Below are 15,450 nucleotides of genomic sequence, written 5' to 3'. Positions count from 1 at the left end.
GCATTTCATGATAGCTCCGACATAAGCCTTCGAGGTTTTTCTGAGAATGGTTTCGCGCTACGCTATTCCAACAAATGAAAGGGGACTCGAAAATGTCGGAACATGGATATGAGGGTGGGCGCCTTAACCTTCCGTTTGTCGGAATTTGTACGTTTGGCAAATATCCCTATATCGAAGACTGGAATGCAATAGACGCAGATGTGGCCGTTCTGGGTGCCCCTTTTGATTTCGGGTGCCAGTGGCGTTCAGGGGCCCGCATGGGTCCGCGCGCCATCCGCGAAGCCTCCACGCTCTTTTCCTTCGGTCATGCGGGCGCGTATGATCACGAGGATGACATAACTTATCTGGAACCATCGAAGGTCAAGATCGTCGATATCGGTGATGCGGATATTATTCATACCGATACGATGAAAAGCCACGCGAATATCGAATATGGTGTTCGCAAAATTCTTGCAGCAGGCGCAATTCCCGTCGTCATGGGTGGCGATCATTCGGTTAATATCCCCTGTATCAACGCCTTTGACGATCAAGGGCCCATCCACGTAGTGCAGATCGACGCGCATCTTGATTTTGTCGATGAACGCCACGGCGTAAGGTTTGGCCATGGAAATCCGATGCGTCGCGCGGCTGAAAAGCCCTATGTGACGGGCCTGAGCCAAATCGGCATTCGCAACGTATCCTCGACCGCACGCGATGGATATGTCGATGCCCGCGAAATGGGATCGGACATTCAATCTGTACGCCAGTTCCGAAAACTGGGTGTCGAGGGCATGCTGGATCGCATTCCAGAGGCTGCCCGCTATTACCTGACGATCGATATCGACGCCTTCGACCCTTCAATTGCACCCGGAACCGGCACGCCCAGCCACGGCGGGTTTATCTATTACGAGGTGTTGGAACTGATCGATGGGCTTGCACAGCGTGGAAGCATTGTGGGCGTGGATCTGGTCGAAGTTGCGCCTGACTACGATCCAACGGGGTGCACATCGACACTCGCCGCACAAGTATTGATGAACACCATCGGGCGCATCCTGCATCACAGATAGGTTGCCGTCAGTTGAGAGAAATGGGCGTTCGTGGCTTCAGCATTGGCGGCTGCTTTGTCCGCGTTGCGGCCAATCGCCATTGTTACCCATGTCCTACCACCTCAACATGCTGAGCCAGTTCCCTTACATGCCCCATCCATGCCTCGATCATCTCTGGGTCGGCGGAGGCGGCGGAGACCCCGGCGGGGGCTTTGCCGTCACGGATCATCTCGACGGCGAGTGAGACGGGGGTTGATACCAGCCGTGCCATGGCGGTGCCGCGTTCGTCGCCCCAAGCGTCCATCACATAGGTCTTGTGGTAGACCGTTTCGCCGTCTTTTTCCGCCTTCAAAGCAACGCACATGATTACGCGGTCAGGTTCGCCCTCGTCATAGGCATTGTCGCGCCAGAACTGGTCGGACATTTCCTTCAGGCGTGCGTCGCCTTCTGGGCCTTCCAGCGTCTCGACCTCGGCAAACACGTCTTTCCACGCCTCGGTCCAGCCGTTCAGGCGCAATGTGCCGCGCACGAAAGTGTCGACGTTCCAATTGGGGTCGAACTTGTAGTCCTCCATGAACGGGATCGAGTCGCGGTTGGGATAGACCTCGAAACTTTCGACCTGCTGCAAAGGCGCGTCATAGGACGAGATCGCATCCCAAGGCCGCGCGACGTCCAACGGTTTGCCGTCCTTGATCGAGCGTGAGGGCGAACGCAGGGCTTTCAGCACACCCAGCGGCGACCAGCTGAACTTATAGCGAAATGGGTTCGGGATTTTCGGCACGCCGCCGCAATAGCTGATGAAACTCAGCGTGTTGTCCGGGTCAAAGGCATCTGACGCGCGATAATCGGCGACAAGCCAGTGGGCCATCAGGTGGTCGATGCCGGGGTCCAGCCCGATCTCGTTCACGCAAGCCAGACCAGCGTCGCGGAAGTCTTCGTCCAGCGCGCGCATCTCGGGCGAGATATAGCTGGAGGACACGAAATGCGCGCCTTTCTGAAGGCAGCGTTGGGCCAAGGGGACGTGCAGATCGCCGGGCAGCATCGACACCGCGATGTCGCCGGGGGCAAGGGCGGCGGTCACGGCGTCCAGATCGAAGGGACGTATCTTGTCAGTCAGATCGCCAACAGCCTCGCGCGCCTTGTCGACGGTCCGGTTCCAGACAACGACGTTGCGGCCGGAATCTAATAGGCGACGCAGGCCGGGGATGGCCGACAGGCCGGTGCCACACCAATGGATTGTCATATCAGGGCTTCCTTTCAGCCGAATTTCAGTTTGGCGGTGATGATAGATCCCACCATCACCAAGGCAATTGCGTTTGCAATGACCATAGGCCACGCGTTGAGCATCAGGCCATAGACCAGCCACAACGCGATCGAGGCGAAGACCATCATATTTGTTGGCAGGGACAAGTCGGCCGTGTGTTGCGTGCGCCATGCCCGAAGGGTTTGTGGCAGCCAGCAGATGGTGCTGATGACGCCGGCGGTGCTGCCGATCAAGGTTTCCAAATCAGATGTCCTTCATATGGGTGCGGAACGTCGCCTCGGCACGGCCCCAGACCCCCGTTGTCAGATCGGTCAGGGTCAGAAGCGACGGCAGAAGCTGTCCGGCGTAGTCGATGGAACTTTCCAAGGGCAGCATAGACGGTAGGTTGTCGATTGCCATCACATCCAGCACGGGATTTTCCGCCACGCGCAGGGCCGGGGCGTCCCAACTGGTCGCTTTGTCATAGACCGGCACCGGGTTGTAGTCGCTGTCTGGGTCGCAGGCCACATCGCCGATGGCTGTCAGTTTGCGGCCTGCCGACAGCGCGTCGCGCGGCACGAACACGGGGGTTTGTGGCCCGGCGAGGATGCAGTTGATGAACAGGTTGTGGTCGAGGATTTCGGGGAAGGGACCGCCGCTGGCGGTTTCGGCCATGTCCCACTTAGTGACTGTGGCGCCCATCGCTTCCATCAGGTCAGACGCGCCTGTTCCGACGCGGCCAAGGGCGCCGATCACAATGGCGGTCGGGCGCGGGGTGTTGGTTGCGTCGAGTTCAGAGCGAAGTTCGCTCAGCAACGCGTCCTTGTTCTTGTAGGCCCCGACCGGACCACACAGCTTTCCGTGCTGTTGCGCGGCCCATGCTTTTAGGGTCACCGCTGCGCCCGCAAACCCGGCCCAGTAACCGAACGCCGCCACACGGCGTCCGGTTTCATCTACCAGATATTCGAGGTCATAAAGTGTGCCCCCACCTGCCTTGAACCGCTCCAGCAACGCGCGGCCAGAGTGCTGGCCTTTGAATGCGTGGCCGAACATGATGTGGCGGTGGGGCAAGGGTGTGCCGTCCTCTGGCAATTCTTTCAGGCCGAAGATGATCGCATCGCGCGGCGCGTTGGGCCAACTGTTTTCCGGCGCAATCTCGCAGCCTGCGTCGCGGTAGCCGTCGATGCCGATGGCGCGGACCCGGCTTTCTTCGACCGTCACGCGCAGGCCGGCATGAATTAACGCTTTCGCGCCATCGGGCGTCAAACCCACGCGATCTTCGTTGGGGCGTTGTTCGGCGCGAACCCAAAGATGTGTCATGGACGAAGCTCCTTAAAAATGCGTCTGCGCGTGGTGGCGGTCAGTGGGTTCCAGATGTGGCACCGCGTTGAACTGGATCAGGCTCAGCCCCGCAGGCGTCAAGCGCATCCGGTGGACCGAACTGTTCATGATCGGTAGTATCGTGCGGGTAAATGCCCCAATCTCAAGCCCCATGACCACTCGTGTTGCCATGCCAATAAACCCGCCAGAGGTGAAAATGATCGCATCCTCGCCGCGTTCAGCGATGTCGTGAATCACGTCGCTGACACGCGTTTGAAAATCGTGGAAGGTTTCGGGCACATTGTCGATCTTGCCTTCCTGCCATGCCGAGAATGTCAGCGGCAGGTGGTCAATGAAATCTTCATGCGTGCGCGGATGCGGGATGCCAAACTGGGTGTGCATCCTTTCGGACAGGTCGAAATACCGCACCTCGTCCAGCCGTGCGTCTTGCGTAAAATCCTCGGCCCCCCATTCCTGCGCGGTTTGGCGGTGTCGCGTCAGCGTGCCAATATAGGCCTTACTGTAACGCTGCCCGGTCTCGCGCATGTATTCGCCCAGCCACCGCGACTGTTGGCGGCCCAGATCGGACAGGCGGTCATAACCGGCTTCGTCTGTCGCCGTGTTGTTGGCTTGTCCGTGGCGGACCAGTGTGATCGTGGTCATGGGGAATCCTTTCGGCTCATTGCTAGTGAATTGGATCCAATTCGAAAAGGGGGTCTGGCGCAAAATCGGCGTGGGGTGTCGGGATTGAAAGACTGACGGGCCGCGTCACGTGGTTTATACTGTCCAAACTAAGACGGAGGTTTCCATGAGCGACGGCATCAAGTTCACCTTGGACGGGCAAGAGGTTACGGCACGCAAAGGCGAAAGCATTTGGGATGTCGCCAAGCGCCAGGGCACCCTGATCCCGCATCTGTGCCACAAGGATGTGCCGGACCTGCGCGCCGATGGAAACTGCCGCGCTTGTGTGGTCGAGATTGAAGGCGAACGCGTGCTGGCGGCGTCCTGCATCCGTGAACCTGCCGAAGGTATGATTGTTGCCACCGACAATGCCCGTGCGCGTCAAGCCCGCAAGATGGTTGTCGAGCTTCTGATGGCCGACCAGCCAGCAGAGGCTCATGATGCGTCGTCCCATCTGTTGGACATGGCGGATTTGACCGGCGTGGAAACCAGCCGCTTCCCGAAACTAGAAGTTGGACGCATCCCGCTTCTGGATGACAGCCATGTGGCGATGAGTGTCAATCTGGACGCTTGCATTCAATGCAACTTATGTGTGCGCGCCTGCCGTGAAGTTCAGGTCAACGACGTGATTGGCATGGCGGGTCGGGGGCATGACGCCTATCCGGTCTTTGACATTGCCGACCCGATGGGTGCATCCACCTGCGTGGCCTGTGGCGAGTGTGTGCAGGCCTGCCCCACCGGCGCGTTGATGCCCGCCAACGTGACCGATACCGAAGATTTTGACCGCGAAGTTGAAAGCGTCTGCCCCTTCTGCGGAGTTGGCTGTCAGGTGAGCTTGCGTGTGAAAGATGACAAGGTCGTCTATGTCGAAGGCATCAATGGCCCCGCCAATGAAGGTCGTTTGTGTGTGAAGGGTCGGTTCGGGTTTGACTACATCAATCACGATCACCGCCTAACCAAACCCCTGATCCGCAAGGAAGGCGCGCCCAAGGGTCTGAATGTGGATCCCGCCAACCCGCTGACCCATTTCCGCGAGGCAACTTGGGATGAGGCGCTGGATTTCGCCGCCAACGGGCTTGCCGAGCTGCGCGACACCCATGGCGGCGACGCAGTATCCGGGTTCGGATCGGCCAAATGCACCAATGAAGAGGCCTATCTTTTCCAGAAACTGATCCGCGCAGGCTTTGGTCATAACAACGTCGACCACTGCACCCGGCTGTGCCACGCGTCCTCTGTGTCGGCTTTGCTGGAAAACGTAGGCTCAGGCGCGGTAACTGCCACCTTCAACGAGATCGAAAACGCGGACGTGGCGATCGTCATCGGGTCCAACCCGATCGAAAACCACCCGGTCGCGGCGACCTATTTCAAGCAATTCACCAAGCGCGGCGGCAAGCTGATCGTGATGGACCCGCGCGGCACGTCACTTAGCCGGTTCGCGACGCATATGTTGCAGTTCAAGCCGGGCGGCGACGTGTCGATGCTGAACGCAATTATGCATGTGATCGCGGAAGAAGGGCTGACCGACGACGCCTATATCGCCAAGCACACCGAGAATTGGGAGGCGATGCGCGAACATCTGCGCGCCTTCCCGCCCGAGGAGATGGCCGAGATCTGCGGCATCCCCGCCGATACCCTGCGCGAAACCGCCCGCACCTTTGCCAAATGCAAGGCCGGGATGATCTTCTGGGGAATGGGTGTCAGCCAGCACGTGCATGGCACCGACAACTCCCGCTGTCTGATCTCGCTTGCGCTGATGACCGGCAATGTCGGGCGTTCGGGCACCGGGCTGCACCCCTTGCGCGGGCAGAACAACGTGCAGGGCGCGTCAGATGCGGGCCTGATCCCGATGTTCCTGCCCGACTACAAATCGGTGAAAGACCCCGCCGTTCTGGCCGAGTTCAGTGCCGAGTGGGGTGTGGACAACCTGTCCGACAAGCCCGGCCTGACGGTGGTCGAGATCATGGATGCGGTCCATGATCGCAAGATCAAGGGTATGTATATCCTGGGCGAAAACCCGGCCATGTCAGACCCCGACATCACCCATGTTCGCGAAGCGTTGCAGCGCATGGAGTTTTTGGTGAGTCAGGATATTTTCCTGACTGAAACCGCCAGCTATGCCGACGTGGTCTTGCCCGCCGCCGCCTTTGCCGAGAAAGTCGGCACCGTGTCCAACACCAACCGGCAGGTCCAGATGGGCCGTCCCGCCGTCCCGCCTCCGGGTGAGGCGAAAGAGGATTGGTGGATCACCATTGAGCTTGCGAAACGTCTGGGCCTGGACTGGACCTATACCCATCCCAGCGAAGTGTTTGCCGAAATGGGCCGCGTGATGCCGTCGCTCGACAACATTACATGGGACCGGCTTGAAGCACAGAACGCTGTCACCTATCCTTCACTGTCCCCCGAGGATCCGGGGCAAGCGGTGGTGTTTGGCGACGGTTTCCCACGTGAAGGCAAACGCGCGCGCTTCACACCCGCCGCGATCTTGCCGCCCGCCGAACTGCCCGATGCTGACTATCCGATGGTCCTGACCACCGGGCGGCAGTTGGAACATTGGCACACCGGATCAATGACCCGCCGCGCCACCGTGCTGGACGCGATCGAGCCCGAGGCCAACTGCTCAATGAACCCGAAAACCTTGCGTGAAATGGGGGTCGAACCGGGCGACATGATCCGCCTGACCACACGCCGCGGCTCTATCGAGGTGATGGTGCGGTCGGACTATGGCGTCGCCGAAAACATGGTGTTCCTGCCCTTTGCCTATGTCGAAGCAGCGGCCAATATGTTGACCAACCCAGCGTTGGATCCCTACGGCAAGATTGCAGAAATGAAGTTTGCTGCGGTGAAGGTTGAGAAAGTCATGTCAGTCGCTGCGGAGTAGCCAAGACCTTGTTCCAATTGTGGTTGCTTTGAACTTGACCGAAAGCAGGTTCAAGAATTCACATGCCCAACTGCGCCCTTATCCATGGCAGGACTGCGGCTGCAATTACTCCGACCGCCGCACCCAAGCCAAGACGGTGTAGCGGGCGTGGAAAGCTTGGTGCAACAACGCTTAGAACACTGCAGACTGATGCGTAGAATGCGAGTGCAAAAAAATCCATCTGGAGCGTTCCTCTGTTGGTCAAATGTCGCAAAAAATCAACGGCGATTTAAGTTGCCTTAGCCCTCAACCCCAATTTACATCCCCTAGGAATATGTATCCGGCACCATAGATCGTTTTGATCAGGCGAGGGTTTTTGGGATCTTCCTTCAGCTTCGTGCGCAGGCGCGAAATGCGGACGTCCATGGCGCGGTCGAAGCTTTCGCCAGCGACGCCGCCCAGTGTTTCCTGCATCTGCGCGCGAGAGATCAGGCGTTTGGGGGCGTCAAGGAACAGGCGCAGCACCTCGCCTTCGGCATGTGAAAAGGCCGTCTCTTCACCGCTGTTATCTTCCAGAATGTAGCGGTCGAAATGGGCGGTCCAGCCGTTGAAGCGTGCAGTTTGCGATGATTTCACACCTGATTTCGGGCTGCGCAAACGGGCGCGAACACGGGCGACGACCTCGGACGGCTCGAATGGTTTTACGATATAGTCGTCGGCGCCCAGCTCCAACCCGGTCACCCGATCCTGTACCTGCGTGCGACCGGAAATGATAATCACCGACGCGCCGCTTTCCAGCGCCAATCGGTGCACCAGTGTCAACCCGTCGCGATCCGGCAGGCCAAGGTCCACAAGACACACATCGGGTGACATGGTGTTCAGTGCAGCCTCGAATTCCGTGGCACGGGCGAAACTGGCAGTGCGAAAGCCCGCATCCTCAAGCGCATTAGACAGCATTCGGCGAATTTCTGGTTCGTCATCGAGGATGGCAACCATGGGCTGGGTCATGTCCGAACCTCGTCTGATAGAAATGTGGCCAGCTCTCCCCTGGTGAAGGGCTTGGGAAGAACGGGAAAACCGGCTTCGGCACGGCGTGGGTCATCGGCTGGAAGGGATGTCATAACCAGCATTGGGACATCTATCCCCGCTGCACGCAACCCCTTCAATAGCTCTGGCCCGGTTTGAGTGCCCTCTAACATCACATCGCTGAGAATCAGGCCAAGCCCGTCCAGATCGATCAGCCCCAGCGCTTCTTCTGCTGATGTTGCTTCGATCACTTGATGGCCCATGGTGGTTAGCATCTCGCGAACGGATGTGCGGATGTCTTCGTTATCTTCGATCAGCAGGACAAGGCGCGGTGAAATGGGTTGCAGCGGTTTGCGAAGCGGAAGGCGCACAGACACCACAGCCCCACCGGTTTCGGATGAATTGAACAGCTTCAACTGCCCACCGGCCACCTTTGTCTGGTCATAGACCATCGACAAGCCCAAACCCGAACCCTCGCCGCCCTTAGTGGTAAAAAATGGATCAAGAGCGTGTTCCAAGGCTTGGGGTGCGAAACCGGGACCGGTATCTGTTACACGAAACTCCACCCAAGTTTCGCGGATCGGGCGCGCGGTCAGGTGAATACTGCCCGGTTTTGAACCGATTGCATGCGTGGCATTCAGGATCAGGTTCAGTATGCCGTCCTGTACGGCGCCTGCATCTAGGACGATTGGATCGCTCAGGTCGGATACATCAATCTTTAAGTCGATCGCATCGGGCAGTGTAGACCGGGCCAGCGTTTCCAAGCCCCGCAGCATATCCGGCACAAGGGTTGGTTCGAAATGCAACTCGCGCCTACCCGAGATTGAGGCAATCCGATCCAGCAATGTGCCCCCCCTGCGCACGGCTCCGGTGGTGGCAGCGACTATCTTTTTTGCATCATCATCCAGCGGCATCTGGGCAAGTTGGCTTTGCAGCCCAAGGATGATGGTCAATAGGTTCGAGAAATCATGCGCCACGCCCGACGTGAGTTGCGCGGCCAGTTCGCGTTTCCGGGTTTGCATAAGCGCAGCGCGAGCTTGTGCTTCCTGTGTGATGTCCATCGACAGGATATATACGCCGGTGATTTCATCGTCATCATGGTCCGGGGTCAGTGCAACTCGAATGCGACGGCCAGATGCATCATCGACCAGTTCGAACACACTGGGCTCTCCGGTAAAAGCGCGGGCAAAATAGGGCGAGATGCGGCTGTAAAATTCATCGCCCAGTGCTTCGCTTGCATGAAGGCCGATCAGGTCAGTGGGGCGCCCGGGCATCACGTCCCCCAAGCGACGGTTTGAAAACGTGTAATGCCGATCCCTGTCGATGCGTGCGATATGGGCTGGCATCATTTCGGCGGTCAGGCGGGTGCGACTTTCCATTTCGGTCAATTCGCGTTTGGTTTCTTCCAACGCCGAGTTGGCCGAGGCCAGCGCCCGGTTGGTTTGCGTCAGCTCTTCCGTGTAGGCGAGCACCTGATCGGATAATTCTTCTGACCGTGCGCGCAGCAATGCTTCTTGCCGCTTGATTGGTGTAATGTCCGTGTAAACCGTGACCCAGCCACCCTGCGACAACGGATGTCCTTCGACCGAGATCACCCGCCCATTGGCGCGTGTGCGTTCCATATAATGCGGCTCGAATGCCAGCGCCTGTTGAACGCGCGATTTCACGAAAGATTCGATGTCCCCTACGGCGCCATAGTCGCCGCGTTCGGCCAAAAATCGGATGGTGTCGGAAAACTCTGCCCCAGCGGTGACAAGGTGATCGGGCAGATCGAACATCTGTTGAAACTGGCGGTTACCGACGACCAGTTGCAGCTTTCGGTCGTAAATGGAAAGCGCCTGCTGAATAAGATTCAAACCGGCTTGGGTCAGGGCCGAGGTTTCGGTTGAATTATTTGCCAACGGTGCCTCCTGTTCCTTGTTCGCTAGCACCTGCGCCGCCTTATGAAAAGGTGTTTCAGACCGGGTCCCTGCACGGAGTCAGCCGTGTAACAATTCGTTAGGATTTCGAAAAAGTGCCGAAACCTTTGACCACCAAGATTTTATAGTCAGAGTTGTAGGGTAAGATTCGCTCTGCACTTGGGAACGTCGCCCGTACCGACGGTGGGAGGAAAATTTGTCACAGGAACTAGCCGCTCAAGGCGACTTTGCTTCCGTTCCCGCGCTGCTGGCGCGGAACGCGAAGACGTATGGGAATCGCCCAGCCTATCGAGAAAAAGAATTTGGCATCTGGCAAAGCTGGACATGGGCCGAAGCTGCCGAAGAAATCGAGAACCTTACCCTAGGGCTGTTGGCGCTTGGCATTAACCGTGGCGATCATGTCGCCATCATCGGGCGCAACCGTCCGGCCCACTACTGGGCTATGGTTGCGGCGCAAAAGGCTGGCGCTATCCCGGTTCCTCTGTACCAAGATGCCGTCGTTGAAGAGATGGAGTTCGTGCTGGACCATTGCGGCGCACGGTTCGTGATCTGTGGCGATCAGGAGCAAGTCGACAAGGTCATCGAGGTGCAGGATAACGTCAAGCACATCGAGCATGTGATCTATTACGACAAGCGCGGCTTGCGGAAGTACGACCACAGCCACTTGCACTGGTATCATGACATTCAGGAAGAAGGCCGTGCGGCCCGTTCCCGCCTTGAAGGCGAAATGGCCACCCGTGAGGCTGAACTGAATTACGACAGCACCTGCGTTATGCTTTATACATCGGGCACCACCGGTCGTCCGAAGGGCGTGGTTCTGTCAAACCGTAACATTATCGAAAGCGCCAAGAACACCTCGGGTTTCGACAATCTGGGCGTTAACGAGGACATCCTTGCCTATCTGCCGATGGCGTGGGTGGGTGACTTCATCTTTTCGCTGGGTCAGGCGATGTGGTGCGGGTTCTGTGTGAACTGCCCGGAAAGCCCTGAAACCATGATGACGGACCTGCGCGAAATCGGTCCGACATACTATTTTGCACCGCCGCGGGTGTTTGAAACACAGCTGACCAATGTGATGATCCGCATGGAAGATAGCGGCGATCTGAAATACGCGCTGTTTCACCATTTCATGGACTTTGCCAAGAAGGGCGCGGGCGAGAAATTCGGCATGCCGCGTCGCAAGGTCACGACCCAGAAAAAGACCCTTGAGCAAAAGATTCGCCATGGTTTCCGCTATGCGATGGGTATTGGTTTCGCGACCGAAACGGTCATTGAAAATGTCATCCGGTTGGGATTTGCCAAATTGCGCCATGGCAAGGATGTGCGCAAGCATTTCAAAGCGAAAGACCCGATTGGCCTGAAGCTGTATCGTGGCAATGCGCACGACTACTTCAAATATCGCTGCGGCGACGTTCTGGTTTATGGTCCATTGAAGGATACACTTGGCTTTGGACGTATCCGTGTTGGATATACTGCCGGTGAAGCGATCGGTCCCGAGATTTTCGAGTTCTACCGCTCGATGGGGATCAACCTGAAGCAGCTCTACGGTCAGACCGAAGCCACGGTGTTCATCACCGTGCAGCCCGATGGCGAAGTGCGCAACGATACTGTTGGTGTCCCAGCCCCTGGTGTTGAACTCAAGTTAGCGGACAATGGCGAGATCTTCTATCGCAGCCCTGGCACGTTTGTTGAGTACTATAACAACCCTGAAAGCACGGCCGACACCAAAGACTCGGAAGGTTGGGTTGCGACCGGTGACGCGGGCTTCTTTGACAAAACGAACGGGCATTTGCGGATCATCGACCGCGCCAAAGATGTGGGCAAGATGGCTGATGGCCGTTTGTTCGCACCGAAATATGTCGAGAACAAATTGAAGTTCTATCCTGACATTCTGGAAGCGGTGGTGTTCGGCAATGATCGGGATATGTGCACAGCATTCATTAATATCGACCTGACAGCCGTCGGCAACTGGGCAGAACGTAACAACGTGGCCTATGCGTCGTATCAGGAGCTTGCCGGTCATCCGCAAGTGTTGTCGACCATTCAAGAGCATGTCGAAGCGGTCAACAAATCGGTTGCCGAGGACGAGATGCTGTCAGGGTGCCAGATTCACCGTTTCCTGATCCTGCATAAAGAATTGGATGCCGATGACGGCGAAATGACCCGGACACGGAAAGTGCGCCGCAAGATCGTCGAGGAGAAATACGCCCCACTGATCGAAGCACTTTACGGTGGAAAATCTGAACAATTCATCGAGACCGAAGTCACCTATGAGGATGGCCGCAAAGGCTCGATCAAAGCGACACTCGACATCCGCGATGCGGCTGTTGTGGGCAAAGAACAGGGGATGGCGGCAGAATGACGACAGCGACCGACATGAACGCCGACAGCGCAGACAGCTATGTCACCGCAGACGGCCGCACCATTGGCGGGGTTGTGATGGATTTGAAAAACATCACGCTTCGGTTCGGCGGTGTGGTGGCAATCAAAGACATCAGCTTTGACATCCGCGAAGGCGAAATCCGCGCAATCATCGGCCCCAACGGGGCTGGTAAATCCTCGATGTTGAACGTGATTTCCGGGTTTTACAAACCACAGGAAGGCGAAGTTTGGTTCCGTGGGTCGAAGCGCCCTCCGATGAAGCCTTATCAGGTTGCGCGGCAAGGCTTGGCGCGGACCTTCCAGAACATCGCGCTGTTTGACGGGATGACCGTGCTGGACAACATCATGACCGGCCGTCTGAACAACATGAAGGCGAACCTGTTTCAGCAGGCGATCTGGAAAGGTAAGGCGGAACGCGAAGAAATTGCGAACCGCGAGATTTGCGAGAAGGTCATCGACTTTCTAGAAATCCAGCACATCCGCAAAACGCCGGTTGGACGCCTGCCTTATGGCCTGAAAAAGCGGGTCGAACTGGCCCGCGCATTGGCGGCTCAACCGTCGCTTCTTTTGCTCGACGAGCCCATGGCGGGCATGAACGTCGAGGAAAAAGAGGACATGTCGCGCTTCATCCTCGACATGAATGACGAGTTTGGCACCACCATCGCCCTGATCGAACACGATATGGGTGTGGTGATGGATCTGTCCGACCGTGTGGTCGTGATGGATTATGGCAAGAAAATCGGGGACGGCACACCAGACGAGGTGCGCAACAACCAGGATGTGATCGACGCCTATCTTGGCGTGGCACACGATTAAGGGGGGACTTATGCCTGAACAGCTACTCTTTGCGATGGAAGTCACCCTGAACGGCCTGATGGCCGGGGTGCTATACGCGCTGGTCGCGCTGGGGTTTGTCTTGATCTTCAAGGCCTCCGGCATTTTCAACTATGCTCAAGGTGTGATGGCGCTGTTTGCGGCTCTTACGCTGGTTGGTATCCAACAGGGTCAGGTGCCGTTCAGTCACCTGATCAACGCGGTCTTTGGCACCGATATTCATCACTTTCCATGGCACGTACCGTCGATCATCGCGATCATTCTGGCAGCGGGCGTCATGGTGCTTTTCGCCTATATTGTTGAGAAATACATCCTTCAACACTTGATCGGACAACCGGACATTATCCTGTTCATGGCGACCATCGGTCTGGCCTATTTCATGGAAGGGTTTGGCGACATCATGTGGGGGTCAGAGATCAAGGCGCTTGATGTCGGTCTGCCGCAGGGGATGAACCTCGCGATAGACGAGGCGACATACAATATGTTTGGCTACGGGTTCTTCATCGACAACCTGGATATTGTGGCGGCAATCGTCGCGGCGCTTCTTGTGACGTCGCTGGTGATCTTCTCGCAATACACCAAACAAGGTCGTGCCCTGCGGGCCGTCGCAGACGATCACTCGGCGGCGTTGTCGGTTGGCATTTCGCTGCGTTTCATCTGGGTTCTGGTCTGGTCGATCGCCGGTTTCGTGGCCTTGGTCGCGGGTATCATGTGGGGCGCCAAGTCCGGGGTACAGTTCAGCCTGTCGCTGATCGCGTTGAAAGCGCTTCCGGTTCTGATGCTGGGTGGCTTTACCTCGATCCCCGGCGCGATTGTCGGCGGTCTGATTATTGGTGTCGGTGAGCAACTGTTCGAGTTTGCCATCGGTCCCATGATCGGCGGCGCAACCCAGAACTGGTTCGCCTATGTGCTGGCACTAGTTTTCCTGATCTTCAGGCCCCAAGGCCTGTTTGGCGAAAAAATCATCGAGAGGGTCTGATCCATGTTTTACCGCGAAGCAGGTGACTTCAAAACGTCCTATCGTGACGACAACCAGACCTTCCCGATCCGGCTGGATCGGATGGGATACTATATTCTGATGTTTGTGGCCTTTCTGGTCGTCCCGTTCTTCATCAACGATTATTGGGTCAATGCCGTGTTTGCGCCGTTCCTGATCTATGCCATTGCTGCTTTGGGTCTGAACATCCTAACCGGGTATGCCGGGCAGGTGTCGCTGGGCACGGGGGGCTTCATGGCTGTGGGGGCGTATGCGTGCTACAAGCTGATGACAGGTTTTCCTGAAGTCAGTATCATCATCCACATTCTGTTGGCCGGTGGGATCACCGCCATAGTTGGTGTGGCCTTCGGCCTGCCGTCGTTGCGCATCAAAGGGTTCTACCTGGCGGTGGCCACCCTTGCCGCACAGTTCTTCCTTGTCTGGGTCTTCAACAAGGTACCGTGGTTCTACAACTACTCGGCCTCGGGTCAGATCAACGCACCCGAGCGTTCGGTGTTCGGTGTCATCGTGACCGGCCCCAACACGGACGCCTGGGCGAAATACATGATCTGTCTGGTGTTTGTGGTCGTTCTAGCATGGGTTGCGCGAAACCTGACACGCGGGATGATGGGTCGTAAATGGATGGGTATCCGAGATATGGACATCGCTGCCGAGATCATCGGGGTGAACCCGTTGATGGCAAAAATGTCGGCCTTTGCTGTGTCTTCGTTCTTTGTTGGTATCGCTGGTGCACTGTTTTTTTCGGTCTATCTCGGCGCTGCTGAGGCTGGCGAGGCATTCGGCATCAACAAGTCGTTCCTGATCCTGTTCATGATCATCATCGGTGGTTTGGGTTCGATCTTCGGGTCGTTTGCAGGCGCAGCCTTCATGGTGCTGATGCCAGTGTTTTTGAAGAACGTGTTGGTAGGCGGAATGGGCTGGCCCACTGATCTGGCAGCACATTTCGAATTCATGATCGTGGGTGGACTTATCGTCCTGTTCCTGATCGTCGAACCGCACGGGCTGGCGCAACTGTGGCGCCTGACGAAAGAAAAACTGCGCCTGTGGCCCTTCCCGCACTAGGGCCTGCGTATATTATCAACCCTTCGGACCAACGAGGAGACGGTCCGAAGGGAAAAGCAACGTGACCCATAACGGGCACATCAATTTGCTAATCTAGGGAGGAA

The 15,450-nt window shown here is 57.2% G+C and carries 12 protein-coding genes; 6 read left to right on the top strand and 6 right to left on the bottom strand.

The annotated features are described in order from the left end of the window. The first annotated feature begins 92 nt into the window (after positions 1 to 92). Positions 93 to 1,046, top strand: a complete 954-nt coding sequence (gene speB / locus MWU51_RS12720; RefSeq protein ID WP_247037632.1) for an agmatinase — start codon at positions 93 to 95, stop codon at positions 1,044 to 1,046. Between the two features lie 82 nt (positions 1,047 to 1,128). Here the strand turns inward: speB and MWU51_RS12715 are convergent, their stop codons facing one another. Genes MWU51_RS12715 through MWU51_RS12700 form a run of 4 tightly spaced genes read right to left on the bottom strand, consistent with a single transcriptional unit; the run spans position 1,129 to position 4,251 of the window. Continuing rightward, on the bottom strand, positions 1,129 to 2,268 hold the full coding sequence (locus tag MWU51_RS12715) for a saccharopine dehydrogenase family protein (RefSeq protein ID WP_247037631.1): 1,140 nt from the start codon (positions 2,266 to 2,268) through the stop codon (positions 1,129 to 1,131). Positions 2,269 to 2,282: 14 nt separating this feature from the next. Continuing rightward, positions 2,283 to 2,531 carry a SemiSWEET family transporter gene (locus tag MWU51_RS12710; RefSeq protein ID WP_247037629.1) on the bottom strand — a complete coding sequence of 83 codons (249 nt, stop codon included), beginning with the start codon at positions 2,529 to 2,531 and terminating at the stop codon, positions 2,283 to 2,285. Between the two features lies 1 nt (position 2,532). Further along, a complete protein-coding gene (locus MWU51_RS12705; RefSeq protein ID WP_247037627.1) occupies positions 2,533 to 3,588 on the bottom strand; it encodes a saccharopine dehydrogenase in 1,056 nt (351 codons plus the stop codon). Between the two features lie 12 nt (positions 3,589 to 3,600). Next, entirely contained in the window at positions 3,601 to 4,251 is a 651-nt protein-coding gene (locus MWU51_RS12700) for a histidine phosphatase family protein (protein ID WP_247037626.1), read from the bottom strand. A gap of 145 nt (positions 4,252 to 4,396) precedes the next feature. Between MWU51_RS12700 and fdhF the strand changes: the two genes are divergently transcribed. Continuing rightward, positions 4,397 to 7,147, top strand: a complete 2,751-nt coding sequence (gene fdhF / locus MWU51_RS12695) for a formate dehydrogenase subunit alpha (RefSeq protein ID WP_247037625.1) — start codon at positions 4,397 to 4,399, stop codon at positions 7,145 to 7,147. Positions 7,148 to 7,432: 285 nt separating this feature from the next. Here fdhF and MWU51_RS12690 read toward each other — a convergent pair whose 3' ends face one another. Both MWU51_RS12690 and MWU51_RS12685 read right to left on the bottom strand, forming a co-directional pair. Then, positions 7,433 to 8,134: a response regulator transcription factor gene (locus MWU51_RS12690; RefSeq protein WP_247037624.1), complete on the bottom strand. Its 702-nt coding sequence runs from the start codon at positions 8,132 to 8,134 to the stop codon at positions 7,433 to 7,435. Further along, a complete protein-coding gene (locus tag MWU51_RS12685; protein ID WP_247037623.1) occupies positions 8,131 to 10,053 on the bottom strand; it encodes a PAS-domain containing protein in 1,923 nt (640 codons plus the stop codon). Before MWU51_RS12685 ends, MWU51_RS12690 begins: the two co-directional genes overlap by 4 nt. A gap of 214 nt (positions 10,054 to 10,267) precedes the next feature. Between MWU51_RS12685 and MWU51_RS12680 the strand changes: the two genes are divergently transcribed. The 4 genes from MWU51_RS12680 to MWU51_RS12665 are packed head-to-tail and all read left to right on the top strand — an operon-like array spanning position 10,268 to position 15,346. Beyond that, entirely contained in the window at positions 10,268 to 12,433 is a 2,166-nt protein-coding gene (locus MWU51_RS12680; RefSeq protein ID WP_247037622.1) for an AMP-binding protein, read from the top strand. Beyond that, complete coding sequence (locus MWU51_RS12675) at positions 12,430 to 13,269, top strand: ABC transporter ATP-binding protein (RefSeq protein WP_247037621.1); 840 nt, start codon at positions 12,430 to 12,432, stop codon at positions 13,267 to 13,269. Before MWU51_RS12680 ends, MWU51_RS12675 begins: the two co-directional genes overlap by 4 nt. Positions 13,270 to 13,279: 10 nt before the next feature. Further along, on the top strand, positions 13,280 to 14,266 hold the full coding sequence (locus tag MWU51_RS12670; RefSeq protein WP_247037620.1) for a branched-chain amino acid ABC transporter permease: 987 nt from the start codon (positions 13,280 to 13,282) through the stop codon (positions 14,264 to 14,266). Positions 14,267 to 14,269: 3 nt separating this feature from the next. Continuing rightward, positions 14,270 to 15,346 (top strand): branched-chain amino acid ABC transporter permease, encoded by a 1,077-nt coding sequence (locus MWU51_RS12665; protein ID WP_247037618.1) that lies wholly within the window; start codon positions 14,270 to 14,272, stop codon positions 15,344 to 15,346. Positions 15,347 to 15,450: the final 104 nt, after the last annotated feature.

This window comes from Aliiroseovarius sp. F47248L, from assembly GCF_023016085.1.
In the GTDB taxonomy this organism is placed as follows: Bacteria; Pseudomonadota; Alphaproteobacteria; order Rhodobacterales; family Rhodobacteraceae; genus Aliiroseovarius.
Note: the sequence above shows the minus strand (reverse complement) of the source record. Positions and strands in the feature narration are given on the sequence as shown.

Excerpts from the sequence above, each read along its gene's own strand:
- MWU51_RS12675 (WP_247037621.1), top strand. The coding sequence starts at position 12,430 with ATGACGACAGCGACCGACATGAACGCCGACAGCGCAGACAGCTATGTC.
- MWU51_RS12700 (WP_247037626.1), bottom strand. The coding sequence starts at position 4,251 with ATGACCACGATCACACTGGTCCGCCACGGACAAGCCAACAACACGGCG.
- speB (WP_247037632.1), top strand. The coding sequence starts at position 93 with ATGTCGGAACATGGATATGAGGGTGGGCGCCTTAACCTTCCGTTTGTC.
- MWU51_RS12705 (WP_247037627.1), bottom strand. The coding sequence starts at position 3,588 with ATGACACATCTTTGGGTTCGCGCCGAACAACGCCCCAACGAAGATCGC.
- MWU51_RS12690 (WP_247037624.1), bottom strand. The coding sequence starts at position 8,134 with ATGACCCAGCCCATGGTTGCCATCCTCGATGACGAACCAGAAATTCGC.
- MWU51_RS12665 (WP_247037618.1), top strand. The coding sequence starts at position 14,270 with ATGTTTTACCGCGAAGCAGGTGACTTCAAAACGTCCTATCGTGACGAC.
- MWU51_RS12715 (WP_247037631.1), bottom strand. The coding sequence starts at position 2,268 with ATGACAATCCATTGGTGTGGCACCGGCCTGTCGGCCATCCCCGGCCTG.
- fdhF (WP_247037625.1), top strand. The coding sequence starts at position 4,397 with ATGAGCGACGGCATCAAGTTCACCTTGGACGGGCAAGAGGTTACGGCA.
- MWU51_RS12670 (WP_247037620.1), top strand. The coding sequence starts at position 13,280 with ATGCCTGAACAGCTACTCTTTGCGATGGAAGTCACCCTGAACGGCCTG.